At 68.7% G+C, this 24,121-nt stretch carries 18 protein-coding genes, 1 tRNA gene and 1 pseudogene; 4 read left to right on the top strand and 16 right to left on the bottom strand.

All coding sequences use genetic code 11. From position 1 onward, the window contains the following. Nucleotides 1-12 precede the first annotated feature (12 nt). From NJQ99_RS03375 to NJQ99_RS03335, 9 genes and pseudogenes are all read right to left on the bottom strand, one after another. Nucleotides 13-1,314: a TRAP transporter large permease gene (locus tag NJQ99_RS03375; RefSeq protein ID WP_269331385.1), complete on the bottom strand. Its 1,302-nt coding sequence runs from the start codon at nucleotides 1,312-1,314 to the stop codon at nucleotides 13-15. Next, entirely contained in the window at nucleotides 1,302-1,886 is a 585-nt protein-coding gene (locus tag NJQ99_RS03370; protein ID WP_269331384.1) for a TRAP transporter small permease subunit, read from the bottom strand. Before NJQ99_RS03370 ends, NJQ99_RS03375 begins: the two co-directional genes overlap by 13 nt. 163 nt (nucleotides 1,887-2,049) lie before the next feature. Further along, nucleotides 2,050-3,129, bottom strand: coding sequence for a TRAP transporter substrate-binding protein DctP (gene dctP, locus NJQ99_RS03365; protein WP_269331383.1), 1,080 nt, complete (start codon nucleotides 3,127-3,129; stop codon nucleotides 2,050-2,052). Between the two features lie 273 nt (nucleotides 3,130-3,402). Next, nucleotides 3,403-3,486: pseudogene (locus tag NJQ99_RS16340) on the bottom strand (IS6 family transposase); the annotation flags it as partial. 81 nt (nucleotides 3,487-3,567) lie between these two features. After that, nucleotides 3,568-5,676 carry a hypothetical protein gene (locus NJQ99_RS03355; protein WP_269331382.1) on the bottom strand — a complete coding sequence of 703 codons (2,109 nt, stop codon included), beginning with the start codon at nucleotides 5,674-5,676 and terminating at the stop codon, nucleotides 3,568-3,570. A 630-nt stretch (nucleotides 5,677-6,306) separates the two neighbouring features. Next, nucleotides 6,307-6,382 (bottom strand) — tRNA-Lys (locus NJQ99_RS03350). Between the two features lie 74 nt (nucleotides 6,383-6,456). After that, the gene (tgt, locus tag NJQ99_RS03345) at nucleotides 6,457-7,554 is read right to left on the bottom strand and encodes a tRNA guanosine(34) transglycosylase Tgt (protein WP_269331381.1); all 1,098 of its coding nucleotides are present in this window, start codon (nucleotides 7,552-7,554) and stop codon (nucleotides 6,457-6,459) included. Then, nucleotides 7,554-8,639 (bottom strand): tRNA preQ1(34) S-adenosylmethionine ribosyltransferase-isomerase QueA, encoded by a 1,086-nt coding sequence (gene queA / locus NJQ99_RS03340; protein WP_269331380.1) that lies wholly within the window; start codon nucleotides 8,637-8,639, stop codon nucleotides 7,554-7,556. The genes tgt and queA overlap by 1 nt, the downstream gene beginning before the upstream one ends. 70 nt (nucleotides 8,640-8,709) lie before the next feature. Further along, nucleotides 8,710-9,471 (bottom strand): dienelactone hydrolase family protein, encoded by a 762-nt coding sequence (locus NJQ99_RS03335; protein WP_269331379.1) that lies wholly within the window; start codon nucleotides 9,469-9,471, stop codon nucleotides 8,710-8,712. A gap of 242 nt (nucleotides 9,472-9,713) precedes the next feature. Here NJQ99_RS03335 and NJQ99_RS03330 point away from each other — a divergent pair, with 242 nt between their 5' ends. Next, nucleotides 9,714-10,682, top strand: a complete 969-nt coding sequence (locus NJQ99_RS03330; protein WP_269331378.1) for a hypothetical protein — start codon at nucleotides 9,714-9,716, stop codon at nucleotides 10,680-10,682. A 73-nt stretch (nucleotides 10,683-10,755) separates the two neighbouring features. Here NJQ99_RS03330 and NJQ99_RS03325 read toward each other — a convergent pair whose 3' ends face one another. Genes NJQ99_RS03325 through NJQ99_RS03310 form a run of 4 tightly spaced genes read right to left on the bottom strand, consistent with a single transcriptional unit; the run spans nucleotide 10,756 to nucleotide 15,462 of the window. Next, complete coding sequence (locus tag NJQ99_RS03325; protein WP_269331377.1) at nucleotides 10,756-11,844, bottom strand: BMP family ABC transporter substrate-binding protein; 1,089 nt, start codon at nucleotides 11,842-11,844, stop codon at nucleotides 10,756-10,758. A 33-nt stretch (nucleotides 11,845-11,877) separates the two neighbouring features. Then, nucleotides 11,878-12,798, bottom strand: coding sequence for an ABC transporter permease (locus NJQ99_RS03320; RefSeq protein ID WP_269331376.1), 921 nt, complete (start codon nucleotides 12,796-12,798; stop codon nucleotides 11,878-11,880). Continuing rightward, nucleotides 12,798-13,883, bottom strand: a complete 1,086-nt coding sequence (locus NJQ99_RS03315; RefSeq protein ID WP_269331375.1) for an ABC transporter permease — start codon at nucleotides 13,881-13,883, stop codon at nucleotides 12,798-12,800. The genes NJQ99_RS03320 and NJQ99_RS03315 overlap by 1 nt, the downstream gene beginning before the upstream one ends. Next, a complete protein-coding gene (locus NJQ99_RS03310) occupies nucleotides 13,870-15,462 on the bottom strand; it encodes an ABC transporter ATP-binding protein (protein ID WP_269331374.1) in 1,593 nt (530 codons plus the stop codon). The genes NJQ99_RS03315 and NJQ99_RS03310 overlap by 14 nt, the downstream gene beginning before the upstream one ends. 105 nt (nucleotides 15,463-15,567) lie before the next feature. On the opposite strand from NJQ99_RS03310, the gene NJQ99_RS03305 reads away from it, so the two are divergent. From NJQ99_RS03305 to NJQ99_RS03295, 3 genes are all read left to right on the top strand, one after another. Then, on the top strand, nucleotides 15,568-16,500 hold the full coding sequence (locus NJQ99_RS03305) for a 2-hydroxyacid dehydrogenase (protein ID WP_269331373.1): 933 nt from the start codon (nucleotides 15,568-15,570) through the stop codon (nucleotides 16,498-16,500). Between the two features lie 368 nt (nucleotides 16,501-16,868). Further along, complete coding sequence (locus NJQ99_RS03300; protein ID WP_269331372.1) at nucleotides 16,869-18,125, top strand: efflux RND transporter periplasmic adaptor subunit; 1,257 nt, start codon at nucleotides 16,869-16,871, stop codon at nucleotides 18,123-18,125. Continuing rightward, the gene (locus tag NJQ99_RS03295) at nucleotides 18,122-21,361 is read left to right on the top strand and encodes an efflux RND transporter permease subunit (RefSeq protein ID WP_269331371.1); all 3,240 of its coding nucleotides are present in this window, start codon (nucleotides 18,122-18,124) and stop codon (nucleotides 21,359-21,361) included. Before NJQ99_RS03300 ends, NJQ99_RS03295 begins: the two co-directional genes overlap by 4 nt. On the opposite strand, the gene NJQ99_RS03290 is transcribed toward NJQ99_RS03295, so the two are convergent. From NJQ99_RS03290 to NJQ99_RS03280, 3 genes are read right to left on the bottom strand one after another with little or no spacing between them, the layout of a single operon-like run. After that, nucleotides 21,346-22,254 carry a heme-dependent oxidative N-demethylase family protein gene (locus NJQ99_RS03290; RefSeq protein ID WP_269331370.1) on the bottom strand — a complete coding sequence of 303 codons (909 nt, stop codon included), beginning with the start codon at nucleotides 22,252-22,254 and terminating at the stop codon, nucleotides 21,346-21,348. The two genes, NJQ99_RS03295 and NJQ99_RS03290, sit on opposite strands and share 16 nt — an antisense overlap. Next, nucleotides 22,251-22,913, bottom strand: coding sequence for a response regulator transcription factor (locus tag NJQ99_RS03285; protein ID WP_269331369.1), 663 nt, complete (start codon nucleotides 22,911-22,913; stop codon nucleotides 22,251-22,253). The genes NJQ99_RS03290 and NJQ99_RS03285 overlap by 4 nt, the downstream gene beginning before the upstream one ends. Then, nucleotides 22,910-24,046: a sensor histidine kinase gene (locus NJQ99_RS03280; RefSeq protein ID WP_269331368.1), complete on the bottom strand. Its 1,137-nt coding sequence runs from the start codon at nucleotides 24,044-24,046 to the stop codon at nucleotides 22,910-22,912. The genes NJQ99_RS03285 and NJQ99_RS03280 overlap by 4 nt, the downstream gene beginning before the upstream one ends. Nucleotides 24,047-24,121 lie beyond the last annotated feature (75 nt).

Below are 24,121 nucleotides of genomic sequence, written 5' to 3'. Positions count from 1 at the left end.
CCTCTGGCGGGCTCAGTTCATCATCGTGTCGGGCAGGAACAGCACGACCTCCGGGAACAGGACGAGGATCGCGACGATCACCACCTCGCCCACGAGGAAGGGCGCGACGCCGCGGAACACCTGCTCAAGCGGGATGTCCGGCCGGACCCCGTGCACGACATAGCAATTGAGGCCCACCGGCGGCGTGATGAGGCCGATCTCGATCATCTTCACAACCAGCACGCCGAACCAGATCGGATCGTAGCCGAGCGCGATGATCGCCGGATAGATCACCGGCAGCGTCAGGATCAGCATGCCGAGCCCGTCGAGCACCATCCCCATCACGAGATAGAGCAGGATCACCCCCATCAGGATCACCCAAGGCGCGACGTCCAGCTCCAGCACCGCGTCCGTGACCATCGCCGGCATGCCCGTGAAGGCGAGGAAGCGCACGAACACCAGGACGCCCCAGATCACCATGAAGATCATGGCCGTCGTCTTGACGGTTTCGAGCAGGCCCGCCTTCAGATCGACCAGGCGCATGCCCCGCGTGGCGGCGATGGAGAGGATGATCGCGGTGCCGACTGCCGCTGATTCCGTCGGCGTCATCCAGCCGAAATAGACCCCGCCCAGGATCACGCCAACGACCGCGAGGATGCCCCACACCTGCGTCAGCGACTTCAACTTCTCGATCATCCGCACCGGTTCGAGGCTGGGCGCCAGCGACGGGTTGCGCTTCACCACGATGGTGATGACGACCATGTAGATGGCCATCGAGATGATGCCCGGAATGATGCCCGCGAGCAGCAGCCGGCCGATCGATTCCTCCACCAGGATGCCGTAGATCACCAGGATCGCGCTCGGCGGGATCAGCGCAGCCAGCGTGCCCCCTACTGCCACCACGCCCGCGGCCAGCGCCCGGTCGTAGCCGCGCTGTTCCATCTCCGGCACCGCTAGGCGCGTGAACACCGCCGCCGTCGCCGTGCTCGCGCCGGAGACCGCGGAGAAGCCCGCGCTCGCGAAGATGGTCGCCGTGGCGAGCCCGCCCGGGGCGCGGCCGAGCCAGAGCCGCGCCGCCTGGAACGCGCCCCGCGTGATGCCCGCGTGCAGCGCCAGGAAGCCGATAGCGATGAACAGCGGGAGCACGCTCAATTCATAGGATGTCGAGGTCGCGTGCGGCACGATGCCGGAAAGCCCGATGGCCGTGTCGATCCCGCGCATGTACCAGAGGCCGCCGATGCCGATGACGGCGGCGGCGAACGCGACCGGCACGCCGATCACGATCAGCGCGACCAGCAGTCCCACTCCGATGAAGCCCAGCGTCACGGGGTCCATGCGCCATCCTCCTTGGGCTCGTCGGCCGCGCCGTGGCCATGGTCCATCACCGGGATCACCAGCGGGTCCGTGTCCGGGTTCACGGCCACCCGGACCGCGTCGAGGATCTGCAGGACGAGGCGCACCGAGAGCACCGCGAACGACACCGGCACCAGCAGCGTGCTGATCCAGGTCGGAATGTCGATCTCCGCCGTGCTGCCGCCGATCTGCCAGGCCCGCAGGAAATGGTTCCAGCTCCCCTGCATCAGGATGAGTGCGACGAACAGGCACACCAGCAGCGACACCGCTTCCGCGACCCAGCGCGGGCGTCCCGACATCGCGCCGATCAGCAGCGTCATCCGGACGTTTCCGAGGGTCGCCTGGCAGTAGGAAACGCCGAACAGCGCGACCGCGACCATCGTCTGTTCGATGATGTCGAGATAGCCGTGGATCGGGGCGTTGAAGAGGCCCCGCCCGACGATCTCGGCGCAGCCCGCGAGCATGATGACGAGGACGAAGGCCCCCGACACCAGGGCGCCCCCGATCTCGAGGCGCAGGAGACCCTCGTGCAAGGCCTGAAGCGGGTGCCGCATGGGGCGTGGTCCCTTGTGCTCGAGCCGCGGGAACAGGGATGGCGCGCGGTAGCCTTGTACCGGCCGCGGCCCTCGCCGGTAGCGGCGTGGACGCCAGCGGTGGCCAGCGGTGAATTGCGGGCCGGGGCGGACCCTTCAGGACCCGCCCCCGCAGCACTTGTCCTCAGCTTCCCTGCGCGCTCTTGGCCTCGGCGAGGATGAAGTCGAGCAGTTCCTGCCCCGGCAGCCCTTGCTCGGAGCGCGTCTTCACCCAGTTCTCCCAGCTCTGCTTTGCCACCCGGTCGATGATCTGCTGGCGCACCTCTGCCGGATAGCTGACCGGCGTCAGGCCCGCCTCCTTGAAGGCCGCGAGGTTCTTCGCGTCGATCTCGACGTTCTTCTCACGCTGTTCCTTGTAGGCGGTCGGCTTCACCCGCTCGATCAGATCCTTGTATTGCTGCGGCAGCGCGTCCCACGCCTGCTGGCTGACCGCCACCGGGCACGTGGTGGAGCCTAGCGCCAGGTCCGACGTGTACCAGTCGGAGATCTCGTGCAGGCGGTAGGCGGCGAAGGCATAGGTGAACGGGAACGCCAGTCCGTCGATCACGCCCCGCTCCAGCGACTGGTAGGTTTCCGGCGCCGGCAGCGTGGTCGTCACCGCGCCCAGCGAGCGCAGCACGTCGCCCATTCCGCCCGCGGCATGCAGGCGCAGGCCCTCCCAGTCCTTCATCTCGCGCGGCGGCTCGCCCTTGCCCATGACCTCGTAGCCCGGCATCAGGGCGGAGATCAACGGGCGGGCGTTCCAGTTCGCGAACTCCTGCTGCACGACCGGATGCTGGAAATAGGCCTCGTGCACCTTCGCGCGGGCCTCCATGTCGAAGATCGGCATGAACGCGAGGTCGAGGCCGGTCAACGCCGGCGTCTTGCCCGGATGATAGACCGGGCAGAACATCGCCGCCTCGAACGCTCCGATCTTCAGGCCGTCGAGGTTCTCTGCCGGCTTCGACAGAACGCCGCCGTACTGGATGGAGATCTCGAAATTGCCGTCCGTGGCATCGGAGACGTGCTTGGCCAGGGACTCGATCCCCTCGGTAATGCCGCGGCGCTTGCCCCAGGCGGACAGCAGCCATTTCACCTTCGGCCCCTCGACCTCGGCAGCATGCGCGCCTGCGATGCTGCCGACGCTTGCTGCGAAGCCTCCCAAGGCCATTACGGCAGCCACACTGCATGCGACAGCCAGTCGCGAACGCTTGGTGATCCTCATGTCGGTCCTCCCCTCGTTCGGCGCCTGTTGATGAATGAGCGCTACGCCACCCAGCGCCGATCTTTTGATTGACTGTTCATTCACTCTATAGCAAGCAGCCGACCCTTCCAAGCGTTTTTGGGTTTGGGCGCCGCCTCTCCGCCAGGCAACGCGATCGGCTCGCACAAGGGGTTTGCCTTAGCGCGCTGCTTCGAAGCGGGGATAAAGGGGAGGGAGTCTTAAGCCGTCCGCCGTTTTAACGAAGGGCTTAGCCTGAATCGGTCAGTCGCCTGCTCTGAGCAACCGCGGGAACCGGACGCACATCGCCACCGCGAGGCGGATGACCTTCGGCGAAGTCCTGAAATAGCGGAAGGGGCTGGGCCCCCGCGGAGGCTGGGGACGTCGCTTGTCGGCCTCAACGAATTTCCTTCTGACGTGACCTGCCAGACATTCGTGCCATCAAAGCCCCGTGCGTCCGTTGTTCATGAAGCCGTCAACGAACTGCACGCCGCGGCACCCCTTGCTCTGAACGAAAGTCTGCATATCCGGCAAGCCTCGGAAAAGATGAGGCTCGCCTGCGGCTCGCATGTGCCTGGCGTTGTACTCGTTGATGATTGCGGTCTCGGCCCCGGTTGCAAGCGAGGCGGAGGATTTCGACACGGCCATCTGGGCATAGCGGTTCGCACCGCCATACCGGCTGAGGAGTTTGCTCGATTCCTCCGAAGTGAGGTTCGAGATGCGCACGATGTGGGTGTAGGTCTGAGGGCCATAGGCCTCCGGAAATTTCAGTTCCGGATCGTCATGCTCTCGGCAGATGCGCGCCCGTTGACCCAGACGGAACAGCTTGATCTCGTTCACGATCTGACACCGCTGCTGTGCGACCTCCTGGATGCCGACACCGGTGAACAGCGAGGGCGGGCATTTGCGGATATTCCAGTCGAAGCCGCCCTTCTCCATCGTTCCAGTCGACAGGAAGAGCACGTCGTTGCGTGGAGCCTCGGGTGTCGTGGCGGCCTGCTGCGTCGCGCCCGGCGCGTTCTGCTGACTTCTGTTCGAACTCGTGGAGGAGGCGCCGGTGCCGGAAGCGCCCGATGCCGGTGACCCGCCGGTGGACCCGATCGCCGCGCTCCGCTGGCCCGAGCCTGCGCCGGAGCGGTTGTTCGTGCGACCCTCATTAAGCGAACTGGCGATCATCCGCTGGGTCTGACGCTCAAGCCGGGCGTTCTCGGCACGCATCTGGTTGAGCGTCATGGCATTGGCGATATAGGCCTGCTGGAGCGCGATGCGACGGCGGCGCTCCGCCTCATTCCGCTCCTGGCGCTTCCGCGCCTCGCGGAAGCGGTATGCAGCTGCACTGCGTTCGACTTCCGCAAGTTCCGTTCGCACCTTCGCGCGCGGATCGGAGGCCATGGCGATGCGCTGGTCGAAAGCGTATTCGACATCCTCGGGGGCCGGACTGGCGTAGGAGCGGATAAACCCCGCACTGGGCACGTTCTCGTCAGTCACCAACTCGCCGCCGAGGGACTGCCATTCCTTGATCTTTTCAAGGACCTGCGGATAGATCGCCGCATATGGGCCGACATCGTAGGCTTCCTTGAATTTCTCGACGCAGACGGCGTAGGTGTCGAGCGCACGCGCGCGGTTCCGCGCTCCGCCAAGGCTGTAATCGCCCGAGAGTATGCTTGGCGCGATGCCGTCTTCGCGCCAGCCGGCGGGAAGCGGTCCGCAGGCGCGCTCGAGGGACGTGTAGGGCGCGACAGGATTGAAGTTCTCCTTGAGCCACATGATGATCTTGGCACGACCACCGGCTTCCGGTGCACGCACGGCAAACTGGGTTTCAGCCTCGGTTATGGCAGCGAGCGCCTCGTCTCCGAAGACTTGGCGGTCGTGATGTTCGGCGATCCAGTCCACATCGGCCCAGCCGATCAGGATCCGCGTCTTCCCTGGCGTATAGATCGGGCGCTCCTTCGACATGCTTTGCACAGCGCTCCGCCAGCCTTGGTCCATAGACGCAAGATCTGTTGGGTGTGTGGATTTGCGCATGGCGTATGCTACGGGAGACCAGGTCCAGTCCGAGACCAAGGCCCGTCCAATTGGCGTTTCGACCGCCTGCATTCGTTTGAACTCAACCGCGCCGAGTATTTCGGTGGCGGTGATCGTGCTTTCGGGACGCCAGAGCATGTGCCAGACATAGAGGTAGCCCTCGCCGTCAGGCGCCGCCTGTGCCTCGATCACGCCCGGGCCATAGAGGAAGAGGCGCCACGCGAAGGCATCGCCCGAGCGGACGACCTCGAGCTGAGTTGCGTATTCTGTCTTCCCAGACTGCGTCCATCTGTAACTGTCAGCAGCGTTCCGCAGCGGCGATTTCTCCAAGGCCAAGCGGGCGAAGCCGCTATGTCCCTCTACGTAAGGTTGAAAGATGCTGACGGTGCCTTGTTCGAACGGGCCGTTGTTGAGAAAGACGGTCGGTTCCGCCGGCGTCTTCGGCTGCGGTGTGCCACCGCCACCGCAACCACTCAGAATGAGCACACAGCTTGCGACCACGGAAATCAGCTTCGTCAGAGTCATCCTTATGTCCCGTCGAACGGAAATCCATCGCGTCAAATAGCGATGATCTCTGGAGAAAATCAGCTAGAGCTTGTCTCTAAATTTTGGACAGTCTGGCGGCGAATGTAAGTTATTGTTTGGTTCCTGATCATACTGGAAAACTTACCGCACTAGGCTTCTCCAGCGAATCCCCCGGAGAGGTCAGCTGGTCGTCTTGATGATACCTCTCGTCTGGCGTGTGTCCACCGAAGGGGAGCTGTCATGTGTGGACGGCTCCGCTGATGCAAGGGTCGAAATGAGCGTTGGCTGATCGCGTTGCGGGGTGCGGTCATGGGTCCGGCCTCTTGACGCGGCACGTATGGCGCTGGCCCTGATGAAGTCCGCGTTCAGGGCGCGAACCCCCGACCTCGGTCAATTCTCCTGCAACGTCGATCAGGCCGCCCATCTCTGGCACCTCCCCAGGCTGGTTTCAGGTGGCGCTAGCGTGACCGTCGCGGCCCTCGCGCGGCATCCGTAGGAGCACTCTGGGCGGTTGCCTATAGGGCGGGTGCGGGGGGGGGCGCGGGTTGTGTCTGCTGTTACCCTAGGGCGACAATCGGCCCCCGGGGCTTTAGGCCCCTCGGTTAGTCACCTGATTCTCTTTGGAATTTTTGGTGGGTGTACAAGGACTCGAACCTTGGACCCGCTGATTAAGAGTCAGCTGCTCTACCATCTGAGCTATACACCCGCCGTGGGCCGGGCTTATCGGCAATCCGCGGGCGGTTGTCAACCGATCATGCGCCGGAAAATGGCTGGCGAGGCTCAGGCCGGATAGGCGCGCGCGGGATCGAACGTGCCGTCCGCGATGGCGGTGCGGATCGCGGCCATCATGTCCTGGTAGAAGGTGAGGTTGTGCTGGGTCATCAGCATGGCGCCCAGGATCTCCTTCGACCGGTCGAGGTGATGCAGATAGGCGCGGGAGTAATTCGTGCACGTCGGGCAGGCGCACCCCGGATCCAGCGGCGAGAGATCCTCGGCAAAGCGCGCGTTGCGGATGTTGAGGGTGCCCTCGCGCGTGAAGGCCTGCGCGTTCCGGCCCGACCGCGTCGGCAGCACGCAGTCGAACATGTCGATGCCGCGCGCGACCGCGCCCACGATGTCGGAGGGCTTGCCCACGCCCATGAGATAGCGCGGCCGGTCGGCCGGCAGGTGCGGCACGGTCACGTCGAGGGTGGCGAACATCGCCTCCTGCCCCTCCCCCACCGCGAGGCCGCCGACGGCATAGCCGTCGAAGCCGATGGCTTTCAGCGCATCCGCGGAACGGGCACGCAGGTCCGCGTAGACGCCGCCCTGCACGATCCCGAAGAGCGCATGGCCGGGCCGGTCGCCGAACGCCTCTCTCGAGCGAGCAGCCCAGCGCATCGACAACTCCATCGACGCCTCCGCCACCGCGTGCGTGGCGGGAAAGGGCGTGCACTCGTCGAACGCCATGACGATGTCGGAGCCGAGCATGCGCTGGATCTCCATCGAGCGTTCGGGCGTCAGCATGTGCGCCGACCCGTCGATGTGGGAGCGGAAACGCACCCCCTCCTCCGTGATCTTGCGCAGGTTGGCGAGCGACATCACCTGGAAGCCGCCGGAATCGGTAAGGATCGGGCGCGGCCAGTTCATGAAGCGGTGCAGGCCGCCCAGCCGCTCCATCCGCTCCGCCCCCGGGCGCAGCATCAGATGATAGGTGTTGCCGAGGATGATGTCGGCGCCGGTCGCGCGCACCCCCTCCGGTGTCATGGCCTTCACGGTCGCCGCGGTGCCGACGGGCATGAAGGCGGGCGTGCGGATCTCTCCGCGCGGCGTCTCGATCAGGCCGGTGCGGGCGGGCCCTTGCGTGGCGTGAAGCTGGAAGCGGAAGGTTTCGGTCATCAGGCGCGGCTCAGAAGGCTCGAGTCGCCGTAGGAATAGAAGCGGTAGCCTTGCGCGATGGCGTGGGCGTAGGCCGCCTTCATCCGCGCCGTGCCAGAGAAGGCCGAGACGAGCATGAACAGCGTCGAGCGCGGCAGGTGGAAATTGGTCATCAGCATGTCGACGGCCCGGAAGCGGTAGCCGGGCGTGATGAAGATGTCGGTCTCCCCCCGGAAGGGACGCACGATGCCGTCCTCGCCAGCCGCGCTTTCCAGCAGGCGCAGCGAGGTCGTGCCGATCGAGACGATGCGCCCGCCCGCCGCACGCGCGGCATTGATGCGGTCTGCGGCCTCCGGCGCGATCTCGCCCCACTCGGCATGCATCTTGTGGTCCTCAGTATCCTCCGCCGTCACGGGAAGGAAGGTGCCCGCACCGACGTGCAACGTGACCGTGACACGGCCCACGCCCTTCGCGTCGAGCGCGCCGAGCAGCACCTCGTCGAAATGAAGGGCCGCCGTGGGGGCGGCAACCGCGCCGTCCTTCGCGGCGAGCACGGTCTGGTAGTCGGCGAGATCGGCCTCGTCGGTGGCGCGCCGCCCCTCGATGTAGGGGGGCAGCGGCATCTCCCCCAGGGCTGCGATCGCCTCGTCCAGCGTCGCGCCCGCGAAGTCGAAGGCGAGCGTCACCTCGCCGCGCTCTCCCCGCGCCTCGACGGTGGCTTCGAGCGTGCCGAGCAGGCAGACGCCCCCCTCCCCCCCGAACCGGATACGGTCGCCGGGCTTCAGGCGCTTGGCAGGCCGCGCGAAGGCGAGCCAGCGGCTCTCGTCGAGGCGGCGGTGCAGCATCAGTTCGCAGGAGACCGGAAGGTCCACCCCCGCGCGCCAGCGCCCCCCCCTCAGCCGGGCCGGGATGACGCGCGTGTCGTTGAAGACGAGGAGGTCGCGGGGGGTCAGCAGGTCGGGCAGATCCTCGACGCGCGCGTCGCCGAAGGGCGCGTCCGCGGGGCCCGGCTCGCACACGAGCAGGCGCGCGGCGCGCCGCGGCCGGGCGGGCCGCAGGGCGATCAGGCTTTCGGGCAGGTCGAAGTCGAACTCGTCAACGCGCATGATGGGCGGACATATGCGCAAACGGGGCGCAAAGGGCAAGCGCCCCTGCGCCCCGTCGTGCAGGCAAGCCTCAGCGCAGCGTTTCGGAGAGGAAGGCCGCCGTCCGCTCCCACGCGAGTTTCGCGTCCGCCTCGTCATAGCGCGCGCCGGTCGGGTTGGCGAAGGCGTGGTCGGCCTCGTACCAATGGACGGTGAGGCGCTTTCCGGCCTTCTCCATCGCTTGCGCGAAGGCATCCACCATCTGCTTGTCGATGAACTTGTCCTGCGTCGCGAAATGGCCGAGCACGGGACTTTCGACGGTCGAGACCGCCGCAACCTCTCCCGGCACGCGGCCGTAATAGATGACCGTGCCGTCGACCGGCGTCGCGGCGGAAGCGTTGAACGACCAGCCGCCGCCGAAGCACCAGCCCATGGTCGCGACCTTGCCGGTGGTCTTCTCGTGGCTCCGGAGCCAGCCGATCCAGGAGACGAGCGTGTCGGTCGCCTCCGCCGGCTTCACCGCCTGGGTCAGGGCGCGCGCGCCCTCCGGCGTGGTCGCGACCTCGCCGCCCATCAGGTCCACGGCGAGCGCGACATAGCCCTGGTTCGCAAGCTCCGCCGCCACGGCCTTGATCTGGTCGTTCAGCCCCCACCATTCGTGGATCAGCAGCACGGCCGGCGCGGGTGTCGTCGCGGGCAGCGCGAGAGCCGCACTGACCTGGCGGCCGCCCGCGGTGGTGATCGTCACCTCGGGCAGCGAGCCGGCGACGGCGGCGGCAAGCACGGGGTCGGCAAGCACGGCGGCGAGCGGCAGTGCGCCCGCGCCCTTCAGAACGGTGCGGCGGTCGAGCATGGCAAAACCTCCCTCTCTCGGATGGCGCCCGCGCATGGGTCGCGGGACTGCCGTCGAGATAGCACACGCGCGGCGGCCGGCCAGTCTCACTGCCCCCGCGCCAATTCCCCATCGCCCCGGCACAGACGAGACATGCGCCGCACACCGCGAGACAGAAGGGGGGTGGTTCCGCTTATGATCGGCCAATGCCTTGCGCCGCCGTTCCTTTCGGACGGCGGGTCCGTACAGGAGGGGGAACGCCGATGCCGCATGCCTGGCCGCTCGACCTGCTGCTTCGCGGGCTGGCGCGCTGCGGCCGTCATGGAACCGCGATCTTTGCGGTGGCGATCTTCGTCGGGCTGCTGTTCCCCCCGGCGGCGGAGGCGGTGCGCCCCTTCCTCGCGGTCACGGTGTTCGGGCTGATGACGACCGTGCTGGTGCGCGTCGACATGGTGCGCGCGCTGGAGCACGTGCGCAAGCCCGGCCTCGTCATCGCCTTCATGCTGGCGCTGACTGTCGGCACGCCGCTGGTCGTCGTCGGCCTGCTCGCGGCCTTCGGCGACGTCATCTCGCATGACGTGGCGCTCGCCCTGGTGCTGTTCGCGTGCGCGCCGCCGCTCGTCTCGGCATCGAGCACCTGCTACCTGATGGGCCTCGACGGAGCGCTGTCGCTGGTCCTCACCCTGCTCGGCACGGCGCTGAGCCCGCTGGTGGTCCCAGCCGTCGTGGCGCTCGCGGGATTCGAGGTCGACATCTCCTCGATGGAGCTTGCCATGCGCCTCGCCCTGCTCGTTGGCGCGGCGGCAGTGAGCGCGCGGCTGATCCGCGGCTGGATGGGGGCGGAGCGGCTCGCCGCCTGTCGCCCGCAGATCGACGGCGCGGCCGTCGTCATGATCGTGATCTTCGCGGTAGCAGCGATGGATGGGGTGCTGTGGACCCTGCTCGACCGGCCGGCCTTCACGCTCGCCCTCGTCGCGCTGGCCTTCGGGATGAGCCTAGGCCTGATGGGCGCGATCCGCGCCGCCTTCGCTGCGACGGGCGTGATCACGTCGCGCACGCTGGCGTTCACGGGCGGCATGCGGAACATGGGCCTCGGCATCGCCAGCATGGGCGCGGCCGTGCCGCACGATACCTGGATCTATTTCGCGCTGGTGCAGTTCCCGATCTACCTGCTGCCCATGGCGCTGCAATACGTCTGGCGGGCGAGCGACCGGCGCCGGGCCGCCCCCTGAGGAGACGGCCCGCTTCTCGCAGGATTTGGGGCCGCCCCCTGAGGGGACGGCCCGGACCGCACGCAAATCCGCGTCAGGCCGGCAGGTCGCCCTGCACGCCCTCGACATAGTAGTTCATGGAAAGCAACGCCTCGTCGGAGATGGTTTCACCCGCCTTGGCCACGACCTCGCCCCCCTGCTTGACGACCGGACCGGCGAAGGGATGGATCTTGCCGGACGTGATGCCCTCGACAGCCGCTTCGGCCATCGAGACGACCTCGGCAGGAAGGTTCGGGTTGAACGGAGCCATGTGGACCATGTCGGCGGCGAACCCGCCCCAGGTGTCCTTGCTCTCCCAGGTGCCGTCCATGACGGCCTTCACCCGCTCGATGTAATAGGCGTCCCAATAGTCGATGATCGCGGTCATGTGCGCGTCGGGTCCGAACCGCGCCATGTCGGAGGCCTGCCCAACCGTCTTGATGCCGCGCTCCTGCGCGACCTGCACGGGCGCCGGGCTGTCGGTGTGCTGGAAGAGCACGTCCACGCCCTGGTCGATCAGCGCCTTGGCGGCGTCGGCTTCCTTGCCCGGGTCGTACCATTCGTTCACCCAGACCACCTTCGTCGTGATCTCCGGATCGATGGAACGGGCCGCGAGCGTGATCGCGTTGATGCCGCGCACGACCTCCGGGATGGGGAAGGAGGCGACGTAGCCCAGTGTCTTGGTCTTCGTCATCTTCGCGGCCATGAGGCCGACCACATGGCGACCCTCGTAGAAGCGGCCGGAATAGGTCGACACGTTGCCGGCGCGATTGAAGCCCGTGCAATGCTCGAACTTCACCTTCGGGAACTGGCGGGCGACCTTCAGCGTCGGGTTCATGTAGCCGAAGGAGGTGGTGAAGATGATGTCGTGGCCCGTGGTTGCAAGCTGGCGGATCACCCGCTCGGCATCGGCACCCTCGGACACGCTCTCCACGAAGCTCGTGGCCACGTCCGCGCCCAGCGCCTCCATCAGGCCGAGGCGCCCGGCATTGTGCTGGTAGCTCCAGCCATGATCGCCGATCGGGCCGACGTATATGAAGCCGGCCTTGACCTTCGGCGCGGCAAGCGCGGCGCGCGGGCCCAGCGCGGCAGCGGCGAGCGTGCCCGCCGCAAGCCCGGTGAAGGTGCGTCTCGTGATGGTCATGCGGAACCTCTCCCCTTTCGTGAACCGGCCCCCTCAGGCCGGCGGATGGAACGTCTTGTTGAGCGAGCCCGGCGCGGCGAGCGACAGCCGGGACCGGTTGGACGAGATGATAACGAGAACGGCGACCGTCGCCAGATATGGCAGCATGGAAAGCACCTGGCTCGGCATGCCGAAGCCCGCCCCTTGCGCATGCAACTGGAGGATCGTGATGCCGCCGAATAGATAGGCCCCCGCCATCAGCCGCCAAGGCCGCCACGCGGCGAACACGACGAGGGCGAGCGCGATCCACCCGCGCCCGGCGGTCATGTTCTCCGCCCACATGGGCGTGTAGTCGAGCGAGAGATAGGCCCCGCCCAGTCCCGCCAGCGCGCCGCCCCAGAGGATCGCCAGCGTGCGCGTGCGCACGACGTCGTGGCCGAGGCCGTGGGCGGCGTCGTGGTTCTCCCCCACCGCGCGCAGGATCAGCCCGGCCCGCGTCCGGTAGAGGAACCACACGGTCAGCGGCACCAGCGCGATCGAGAGATAGACGACCGGCCCATGTGCCAGCAGCGCCGGCCCCACGAACGGGATCTCGCGCCAGCTTTCGGGGAAGAGGCGCCAGGCCGCGCCCAGCGACTGGCCGACATAGCCCTGCCCGGCGAGCGACGAGAGCCCCACGCCGAAGAGCACCAGCGCCAGTCCGCTCGCCACCTGGTTGGCGCGCAGACCCAGCACCAGCACCGCGAAGACGAGCGACATCGCCATGCCCGCCAGCACGGCGGCCACCAGCGCGATCAGGAGCGAGCCGGTGAGCGAGGCGGCGATGAAGCCGCCCACCGCGCCCGCGAGCATCATGCCCTCGACGCCGAGGTTGAGGACGCCCGATTTCTCGACGATCAGCTCGCCCAGCGCCGCCAGCAGCAAGGGTGTCGCCGCCGTCACCACGGTCGCGAGAATGGCCGCGGTCATGTCCATCAGGTAGCCCCCCCGCGCACTGCGCGCCGCGCGCCGCCAAGCCGGATCCGGTAGCGGACCAGAACTTCGCACCCCAGGACGAAGAATAGAAGCATCCCCTGGAACACCCCCGTCACCGCGAGCGGGAGCCCAAGCTCGATCTGCACGAACTCGCCGCCCAGGTAACTCAGCGCGATCAGCGTGCCCGCGAAGAACACGCCGACGGGATGCAGGCGGCCGAGGAAGGCCACGATGATCGCGGTAAAGCCGTAGCCGGGAGAAATGGCGGGCTGAAGCTGGCCGATGGGGCCCGCGACCTCCGCCACGCCCGCAAGGCCCGCCAGCGCGCCCGAGCCCAGGAGCGTCGCCCAGACGATCCGCCGCTGAGAGAAGCCCGCATAGGCGCCCGCGCGCGGGGCGAGCCCGATCACGCGGATCTGGTAGCCGAGATGCAGGCGGGCGAGCACGAACCAGCCGCCGAGCACCGCCAGCGGCGCCAACAGAACGCCGAGGTGGGCGCGCGTGCCCTCCACGATGACCGGCAGGAGCGCCAGGTCGCCGAACGGGCGGGATTCGGGAAAGTTGAAGCTGTCCGGGCTCTTCAGCGGCCCATGGACGAGGTAGTTGAGAAGCAGCACTCCCACGTAAGTGAGCATCAGGCTGGTCAGGATCTCGTTGGTGTTGAAGCGCGTGCGGAAGAGCGCCGGCAAGGCCGCCCAGGCCGCGCCGCCCAGCGCGCCGGCGGCGATCATGGCGGGTAGCGTCCACCACCCCTCCACCCCATGCGCGGCAAGCGCGACCGCCCCGCCCGCGACCGCGCCGAGCGCGAACTGCCCCTCCGCCCCAATGTTCCAGACATTGGCCCGGAAACCCAGCGCGAGGCCCACGCCGATGAGGATCAGCGGTGCGGCCTTCACCGCAAGCTCGCCCAGCCCGTAGAGGTCCTGCACGGGGCGCACGAAGAAGACGAAGAGCGCGCGGCCCCCGTCGACGCCCAGAAGCTCGAACAGCAGATAGCCCGCAGCGAGCGTCAGTCCGACCGCGACTACGGGCGCAAGGATCGAGAGCGCGGCGCTGGGTGCAGCCCGTGCCTCAAGCGTCAGCATCGGCTGCCTCCGTCTCGCGCGCGGCCTCGAACGCGCCGCCCATCATCAGGCCCAGCTTCTCGGGCGTCGCCTCCTCCCGCGGGATCGGCGGCGAGAGGCGGCCCGCGCACAGCGCGGCGATGCGGTCCGACAGGATCAGAAGCTCGTCGAGGTCCTGGCTGATCACGACGACGGCGGAGCCCGCATCGGCAAGGTCGATCAGCGTGCGGTGGATGGCCTGCGCCGCGCCCGCGTCGACACCCCATGTCGGCTGGTTGGCGACGAACACGGCCGGCGCCTTGGCCAGTTCCCGGCCGATGATGAATTTCTGCAGGTTGCCGCCCGACAGGCTCGCCGCCGGCGTCTCCGGCCCGCGGGCGACCACGCCGAAGCGCGCGATGACATCGCCCGCCTTGCGCGCGGCCTCGGCATAGCGCACGACGCGCCCGCGCACGAAGCCGCCCTGCCCGCCCGGATCGGTCAGCACCATGTTCTCGCCCAGGGTCAGTTCCGGCACGCTGCCGTGGCCCAGCCGTTCCTCGGGCGCGAAGGCCGCGAGCAGGTGACGGCGGCGGGCAGCCCCCATGCGCCCCACGGCCTCGCCCCTTATGCGCACCATCTCTGCCTCGGGCGCGAGCGCCTCCCCCACCAGCGCGGCCATCAGCGCGCCCTGGCCGTTGCCCGCCACGCCCGCGATGCCGAACACCTCGCCCGCGCGCACGGCGAAGCTGACGTCGTGCAGCGGCGTGCGGTGCGGCCCGATCTCGCCCATGGAGAGATGCGCGATCTCCAGGATCGGCGGCTGCCCGCCGCCAGCGCGCGCGTGGTGCAGCTCGGCGCGCCGTTCGGTCAGGCGCTGCGCCTTCTCAAGCTCCCGCCCGATCATGGCGGCGGCGAGTTCCTCGGGCTCCACCGCGCGGGGGTCGAGCGTCGCGACCACCTTGCCGCCCCGCAGCACGGTGGCGCGGTCGCACAGCGCCTTCAGCTCCGACAGGCGGTGCGAGATGTAGAGGATGCTCACCCCTTCCGCCCTAAGCGCGCGCAGGGTGTCGAACAGACGCTCTGCCTCCTGCGGGGTCAGGACCGACGTCGGCTCGTCCATGATGAGCAGGCGCGGCTCCTGCAGCAGCGCGCGCACGATCTCGACCCTCTGGCGCTCGCCCACCGAGAGGTCCGCCACCGTCGCGTCCGGGTCGAGGTCGAGGCCGTAGCGGCGCCCGAGGTCGCGCACGCGCGCCGCCAACGCCGCGTCCGCGCGCTGGCCGTCGAGCCCCGCGGCGATGTTCTCCAGCACGGTCAGCGCGTCGAACAGCGAGAAATGCTGGAACACCATGGCGATGCCGAGCGCCCGCGCCTCCGCCGGGCTCGCGAGCCGCACCGGTCGCCCCTCCCACCGCATGGTACCCGAATCGGGCTGCAGCAGGCCGTAGACGATCTTCACGAGTGTCGACTTGCCGGCCCCGTTCTCGCCCAGGAGGGCGTGGATCTCCCCCGCCCCCACGTCGAGGTCGACCGCGTCGTTCGCCACCAGCGCGCCGAAACGGCGGGTGATGCCGGTCAGCGACAGGCGTAGGGGCGCGGGCGGATCGGCTTGCGTCATCGGCGCGGTTGTCCGTGGCGGCTCATCATGTTGCATTGCAACTCTATAGCGCGTGAAACATCCGGCGCCAGACCGGGTTTCATGAAAAGACGGAGGGAGCGAGCTTTGACGGTACTTCTTTACGACGGGCGGGACTTCGGCCGCGATGCCTGGGTCGAGGCTGTGCTGCATCACTTCGCGGACTGCGAGGTCCGCGTCGCGCCGCAGACGGGCGACCCGGCGGACATCGATTATGTGCTCGTCGCGGGGCCGCAGTTCACGCCGCTCGGCACCTATCCGAACCTGAGGGGCGTGCTGTCGCAATGGGCGGGCGTCAATCATATCCTCGCCGACGCGACGCTGAAGCCCGGCATCCCCATCGTGCGCATGACAGACCTGTCGCTGAAGACGGGCATGACCGAATACGTGACCTACCACGTGCTGCGCCACCACCTGCGCGCGCCAGACTACGAACGCCAGCAGCGCGAGCGGGTGTGGAAGCCGCTCGACGCGCCGATGGCGCCGAACCGGACGGTCGGCATCCTGGGCCTCGGCACGCTGGGCCGCGACCTCGCAGAACGCCTCGTCCACCTGCGCTTCCAGGTGCGCGGCTGGAGCAGGACGCGCAAGGAGATGGAGGGCGTCACGTGCTTCGCAGGCACCGGGGAACTCCAGGACTTTCTGCGGGTGAGCGAGATCCTCGTCTGCCTGCTGCCGCTGACGCCGGAGACCGAGGACATCCTCGATGCAGACCTGTTCGCCGCCCTGCCGCGCGGCGCCTACCTGGTCCACGCCGGGCGCGGGCCGCACCTCGTCGAGGCGGACCTGCTGCAGGCACTGGCGGACGGGCAGTTGAGCGGGGCGACGCTGGACGTGTTCCGGGAGGAACCGCTGCCCGTCGGCCATCCGTTCTGGACGCACCCGAACATCACGCTCACCCCCCACATGGCGAGCCTGACGCGCCCCGAGACCGGCATCGCCTATCTGCGCGAGGCGTTCGAGGCGCTGGAACGCGGCGAGCGCCCGGCATCTCTCGTCGACCGCGAGGCTGGTTACTGATCTGCGCACCGGCGTTAACCAGAACGCAGTAAATTCCCGTTTAGGTTGCTGCTGCGCGGAACACACGCTCGCCCCAACCCGCCAGGGCGTGACATTCCGCAACCGGTCTGCCTGCCCTTTCCCCGAGGGCTGGCCGGCCCTCCAGGCGACGCGACCCTGTCCCGGCTCAAGCGCATTCCCCGATGCCGCAGCCGGGACAGGGTTGCAGTTGCCCGCGAACTGCGCCATCTCTCCTCTGGTTGTACCCTGGTGCCGGAATGAACCGGTCCCTGACGGTGTGCGTATCTCCACCCGGATGCGACGGACAAGACGTGCTGCCGCGTTCGTGTGATGCCGGCTCCCTGCCGTGCCGGAGTGGCGGAAATCTCATGTGGAAAGCTGCGGCCAGACTGTTCCTGACCTTGGCGCTGCTGGCGGTGGCCGTGGCGGGGTTCGTCTACATGCGCGACACCGCGCCGGAGGCCCGCCCCAAGCCGCCGGAAGAGCGCGTCTGGGCCGTCACGGCGGCACCCGCGGTGTTCCGCGACGCACAGCCGGAGCTTGTCGCCTATGGCAATGTGCAGGCCGCACGCATGGCCGACCTGCGCCCGCTGGTGACAGCGGAGGTTCTGCGGGTCTCGGAGAACCTGCGCAATGGCGCTCTCGTGGAGGAAGGTGAGGAACTCGTCCGCCTCGATCCCTTCGCCTACGAGGTCGCGCTGCGCGACGCCGAGGCGCGTCTTGCCGAGGCCAAGGCGAAACTTGCCGAATTCGAGGCAGAGCAGGCCGGGGTCGGGGCGCTGCTCGCCTCCGGCCGCGACCAGTTGCGCCTCCTCACCCGCGACCTTGAGCGGCGGCGCGACCTCGCGCGCCGGGGTGCGGGTTCCGACAAGTCGGTCGACGACGCCGCGCTGCGCGTCAACGAGGCCGAGCAGTTCGTGGCGATCCAGACCCGCACGCTCGCCCAGATCGAGGCGCGCATCGACCAGCAGGCGGCGACCGTCGACAGCCGCGAGGCCGCGGTGGCGAGTGCCACCCGCGATGTTCTGAACACGACCGTGCGGGCCCCCTTCCGCGCCTGGGTCGGCGACGTCTCCATCGCCACCGGCAGCCGCGCCGCGCCGACCGACCGGATCGCCCGGCTCTATGCCGCCGACGGGATGGAGGTCCGGTTCGAGCTTCCGAACGACGCCTATGGCCGCCTTGTCGGGGATAGCGGCGCCCCCCTGGGGCAGGAGGTCGCGATCGACTGGCAGGTTGGCGCACGCACGCTGACCTTCCCGGGCCGCATCGCCCGGGTCGAGGCCTCGATCGACCCCGCCGCGGGCGGCGTTGCTCTCTACGCCCGGCTCGACGCCGGTGCGGATGCCGCGTCCTCGCCGATCCGGGCGGGCGCCTTCGTCGCTGTACGGGTGTCCGACAAGGTCTATGAAAACGTGCTCGAACTGCCAGCCCGCGCCGTGGGCGAGGACAGCACCGTCTATATCGTCGGCGAGGACGGCCGGCTGGAGCGTGTGCCGGTCGAGATCGTGGGCCGCGACCGTGGCCGTGTCCTTTTGCAGACGGATATCGCGCCCGGGACCCAGGTGCTGACGACACGCTTTCCCGAGCTTGGCCCGGGCGTGAAGGTCGAGGTGCAGGGATGAGCACCGGCCAGGCGCCCGGCGGGGGCCCGGCGGGAGAGAGCGATCCCGCGCAGGGCGGCGGCCTGATCGGCCTGTTCGCCCGGCACGCGACGGCCGCCAACCTGCTGATGGCGATCATGGCGATTGCCGGGCTGTTCGCGCTCGGCCAGCTCAACCGGCAGTTCTTTCCCGATTTCGGTATCGAGATCGTCCGGATCACGGTGGCCTGGCCCGGCGCCTCGGCGGAGGACGTGGACGCCAACATCGTGCAGGCGATCGAGCCGGAGGTGCGCTTCCTCGACGGCGTCGACCAGGTGACGACCCGGGCCGCCGAGGGCGTGGGCGTCGTCACGATCGAATACGTCTCCGGCAGCGACATGCAGAAGGCGCTCTCGGAGGCGGAATCCGCCGTCGCCCAGGTCACCACCCTGCCCGAGGACGCCGAGAGGCCCGAGGTCCGGCGTATCGTGCGCTATGACGAGGTGGCGCGGCTCGTTGTCTCCGGTCCCTATTCGGAAGCCTCGCTCATCCACATCGCCCGGGGCATCCGCGACACGCTGCTGGCGCGCGGCATCGACCGGGTGACGATGACCGGCATACGCGACCCGGAGGTCTGGGTCGAGGTGATGCCGGACACGCTGCGCTGGCTCGGCATGACGCTGGACGACATCGCCGGCACCATCGCGCAGGCGAACCGGGACATCCCGGCAGGCAGCCTGACGGGTGGAGAGCGGCAGGTGCGCTCGCTCGGCCAGGAGACGGATGCCGAGGGGCTGCGCGACCTGACGGTGAAGGCGCTGGCCGACGGCACGCAGATCCGCCTCTCCGACGTGGCGCGCGTACGAAACGCCTTCGAGGACGGCCAGGTGACGCTGATGCGCGGCCCGCACCAGGCCATCGAACTGAGGGTCGAGCGGTCGGTCACGGCGGACGCGCTGACCACGGCGAACATCGTCAACACCTATCTCGAAGAGATCGCGGGCACCCTGCCGCCCAACCTGGAGGTCACGCAGTACGCGGTGTCCGCCGAACTGATCCGGGACCGCATCCGGGTGCTGGTAGAGAACGGCGCGGGCGGGCTCGCGCTCGTGCTGCTGGTGCTGTTCCTCTTCCTGAACGCGCGTATCGCGTTCTGGGTCGCGGTCGGCATCCCGGTCTCGATGCTCGCCACCATGGCGATCATGCTGCTGAGCGGGCAGAGCATCAACATGATCTCCCTGTTCGGCCTGATCATGGCCATCGGCATCGTGGTCGACGACGCCATCGTGGTCAGCGAACATTCCGACGCGCTTGCCGCGCGCGGGATGCGCCCGCTGCACGCCTCGATGCTGGGCGCGCGGCGGATGGCGGCGCCCGTCGTCTCCTCCACGCTTACGACCATCGCGGCCTTCCTGCCGCTGTTCGTGATCGGGGGCATCATCGGCGACATCATCTCCGCCATTCCCTTCGTCGTGGTCGCGGTCCTGATCGCAAGCCTGATCGAGTGCTTCCTGGTGCTGCCGACGCACATGCGCCACGCCCTGCGCGGCAAGAGGGACCACAAGACCAGCCGGTTCCGCGCCGGTTTCGACCGGGGCTTCGCCCGGTTCCGCGACGGGCCGTTCCGGGCCTTGGTGGCGGTTACGATCTCCTGGCGGTACGCGACCGTCGCGGCGGCGTTCGGCAGCCTGCTGCTGGCAGTGGGCCTGCTGGCCGGCGGGCGGCTGACCTTCCAGTTCTTCCCGACGCCGGAAGCGGACGTGATCTATGCGGGCGTCGAGATGGTGGCGGGCACGCCGCGCAGCGCGACCGAGGAGGCGGTGCGCACGATCGAGGCGGCGCTCGAGCGGACCGCGGCGCGGCTGGAGGCCGAGGGCGGCCTGGCGGAAGACGCGGCGGACCGCAGCCTGATCGTCATGAGCCTCGGCGCCGTCGGCAAGACCTTCGGCGAGAATGCCGCGCTGCAATCCTCGACATCGACCGACACGCTGGGTGGGCTTTATGTCGAACTTGCCCCTGCCGACCGGCGCGCGGTGCGCACGCGCGAGGTGATCGAGGCGTGGCGCGCGGAAATCCCGCCGGTCCCGGGCCTGAAGACGCTGACGCTGCGCGCGCCGCGCGGCGGGCCGCCCGGGCGCGATCTCGACGTGCGCCTGATCGGGCAGGACGTGGGCACGCTGAAGCAGGCGGCAGAAGCGCTGCGCAGCGAACTGACGCGCTTCCCCGGCGTGAGCGACATCGAGGACAACCTTCCCTATGGCAAGCCGGAGACGATCCTGGAACTGAGCGACCGGGGCCGGGCTCTCGGGTTCACCACCGCATCGGTCGCGGCACAGGTCCGCGGCGCGCTGGAGGGCGCCATCGCCCAGCGCTTCCCGCGCGGCGACGACGAGGTGACGGTGCGTGTGCTCTATCCGGAGGAGATCACCGACACCGGCATCCTGGAGACGATGCACCTGCGCTCGCCGATGGGCATGGACGTACCGCTCGAGGAGGTCGTGACCCGGCGCGAGACGCTCGGCTTCGCGCAGGTCCAGCGCGTCGACGGGCGCCGCCAGGTCGCGGTGACGGCCGAACTCGATGCCAATACGACGACGACCACGCAGATGATGGAAGCCCTGCTGGCCCCGCGCCCCGGGCTGGAGGACCGCGGGGAGCGCGGGAGCATCCTCGGCCAGATCGCCGATACCTACGGCGTGAGCTACACATTCAAGGGCCGTTCGGAGGAGCAGGCGGAAACCATCGGCGACATGCGCACGGGCGCGCTTCTGGGCCTCGTCTCGATCTACCTGATCCTCGCCTGGGTGTTCGGAAGCTACGCCCGCCCGCTGGCCGTCATGCTGACCATCCCGCTGGGCCTGATCGGGGCGTTTCTCGGCCACTACCTTTTGGGCTTCAGCGTCACCATCCTGTCGATGATCGCGATGATCGGCCTGTCGGGCATCATCATCAACGACTCCATCGTGCTGATCACGACGATCGACGAGCGCAAGCGGACGCAAAACCCATACGAGGCGATCGTGGACGGATCGTGCGACCGCCTGCGCGCGGTTCTGCTGACCTCGCTCACGACCATCGGGGGCCTCGCGCCGCTGATCTTCGAGACGAGCCTTCAGGCGCAGTTCCTGATCCCGATGGCCATCACCATCGTCTTCGGGCTTGCGGTTGGGACGGCGCTGGTGCTCCTGGTCGTGCCGTCGCTCGTCGCGATCCAGGAGGACGTGCGCTACATCGCGGCCTGGGTCCGCGGGCGCCCGGCGGCTCAGCCCGCGGAATAGCTGGCGAGACGGGCCTGCAACGCGGCCACGAGGGCTGCGCGGTAGCGGCCGAATGCCTTGTAGCGCTGCTCGTCGGCACCCAGCGTCTCCAGCGCCTCCAGCAGCGCGCGCACATCCTCCTGCCCCGCCAGAACCTCGGCGAGCGGGGTCATCACCGTGCGGATCGTGAAGAGGATCGCGCCCGTCCGGGCGAGGCGGCGAAGCGTCTGGCGCTCCACCCGCAGCCAGAGCGCATCGATGGCATCGCCGGCCGTCAGGTGCGCCATGCGCCGGTCGTCGTCGCGCCGCGCCTCGGGCGTGAAGGTCACGGGCGAGGCTGCGAGCCCCCAGTTCAGGCGCTGCACCGGCGCCTCCACCTTCAGATTGGCGAAGATGCGGTCGACCCGCGGGCCGAGCCGGTCGCTCCAGCCGGGCACGGGCGCGTGAATACCCATCATCGGATGGCCGAGCTTTTCGTGCAGCCGCCAGTGGGCAGGCGCGCACAGGCTCGCCGCCGTCAGCCTGTAGCCGCCCTCCCCCGCCTCCAGCAGGCAGAGGTCTTCCGGAACGAGCCGGCCCGCCGCGTCGAGCGGGGCAAGCCCGTCGTGCCCGTCGGTGTGCACGGTCCGCCCCGCGGCCGTCACCGCGTCCGGCGTCACCCGATGGGTCGCGCAGGCACGCTCGCCCAGCCATGCGCGGACGAGGGCGAGCGTTTCGGCCTGCGCCGATTCCGATCCCGGCAACGCGGCGAAGACGTCCCCGTGCCGGCTTGCCAGAAGCCTGTCCTTCTCCTGCAGGACCTCGGCGAGATCCGGCCCGATCTCCAGCCAATCGGCGAGATCGAGCGGCGCAAGTCCGATCTCGAACCGCGCCCGTGCAGGCGCGAACGGCCGCGCGCCGGCCCCGAACGTCATGCCTCGTCCACACCCTCTTCGAGATTGGCGCCGAGCGACAGGCGGACGAGTTCCGCGAGGCTCTGCGCTTCCATCTTTTCCATGACGCGCGCGCGGTAGACCTCGACCGTGCGCGGCGAGATGTCGAGCGTGCGCGCGATCATCTTGTTCGACTGGCCCTCGACGACGAGCGCCATGACCTGCCGTTCCCGATGGGTGAGGGTTGCATGGCGCGCGGCGATCTCCTCGCGCAGCCTCGCGGCCGCGTGCGCCTCGCGCCCGCGTTCCACGGCACGTTCCAGCGCGGCGAGCAGCGCCGCCTCCTCGAACGGCTTCTCGATGAAGTCGACGGCCCCGGCCTTCATCGCCTGGACCGCGATCTCGACATCGCCGTGACCGGTCATGAAGACGAGCGGCAGGTCAGGCCGCTGGCTGGCGAGCGCCGCCTGGAGCTGCAGCCCGGTCATGCCGGGCATCCGCACGTCGACCAGCGCACATTCGAGCTGCGCCGCGGCATCCTGCAGGAAGGCCTCCGCATTCGGATAGCTGACAACCGAATAACCGTGTCCCTCGAGCTGGAAGGTCACCGCGCGCACCACCGCCGCATCGTCGTCGACGATCGCCACGCGGGGCGTCGCCACCGGATGGCTCCCGGACCCGGTCTCCTTGTGCACGCTCATGTTCCGGTATCTCCCTTCGCGAAAGGCAGGGTCAGGCGGAAGGTCGCCCCCCCTTCCCAGTTGGAGGTCGCTGTCAGCCGTCCACCGTGGGCTTCCATGATAGAGCGGCAGATGGCAAGCCCCATGCCCATGCCGTTGGGCTTGGTGGTGAAGAAGGGCTCAAACAGGCGGCCCAGCACCTCCGGCGGCAATCCGGGGCCGGTGTCGCGGACCAGAACCTCCGCGGTATCCGCGCCGGCGGACTGGGTCAGGATCAGGATCTCGCGGCGCGGCGCGCCTCCGGCCTCCATCGCCTCGATGGCATTCCAGACGAGGTTGAGCAGCACCTGCTGGAGTTCCACCTCGTCGGCCATGACGGGGGCCATGCCCTCCTCGAAGTCGATGGCGATGCGCACGCCCGCCTGCTCCGCCTGGTGGTTGGCGAAGTTCACCGCCTCGCGGACCGCCTGGCACAGGCGGACCGACGCCCGCCGCACCTCCTGCCGCCGGACGAAACCGCGCAGGCGGCCGAGGATGTCGGCAGCACGGCGCGCCTCCGCCCGGATTTCCTCGAGTGCGGCAAGCAGCTTGCGGTCCGCGCCCCCCTCGTCGAGGCGGCGCAAGACCGGCGGCAGATAGCTGAGGATGGCAGTCAGCGGCTGGTTCAGCTCGTGCGCCATGCCCGACGCCATCTCGCCCATCAGCGACAGCCGGGCGGCATGCGCAAGCTGCGCCTCCTGCCGGCGCATCCGCTCCTCCGCACTGCGCAGGGAGGTGATCTCCACCGCAACCCCGATGATGCCCAGCATCCGCCCCCCGCCATCGAGGCTGCGGCTGCGGCTGAGGAGATAGCGCCGCGGCACGCCATTCACGGACACCTCGATCTCGCCGCGCACGGGCTGGTCGCTGGTCGTCAGCCACCGGTCGGCACTCGGCGACCCGATTCGGGGGTCGACGCCGAGTGCCGCATCCGTCTCGCCCATGACCTCGACCGCCTCGGCCGTGCGCCCGAGTAGCAGTGTCGCCGCGGCGGCGTTGGCAAACGTGTAGATGCCGGACGGCCGCTTGAAGAAGATCGCGTCGGGCAGCGAATCCACGATGCGCGACAGGATCTCGCGCGGAACCGGATCGTCGGGGCCAGGCTGGTACGTCACGCGACCTCACGAAAATGTGATCCCCGGGCGGGGCGCCGTCTCCCGCCCTCGGAAGCAATCTTACAACTCTGTGCT

Source organism: Futiania mangrovi (assembly GCF_024158125.1).
Taxonomy (GTDB): Bacteria; Pseudomonadota; Alphaproteobacteria; order Futianiales; family Futianiaceae; genus Futiania; species Futiania mangrovi.
Note: the sequence above shows the minus strand (reverse complement) of the source record. Positions and strands in the feature narration are given on the sequence as shown.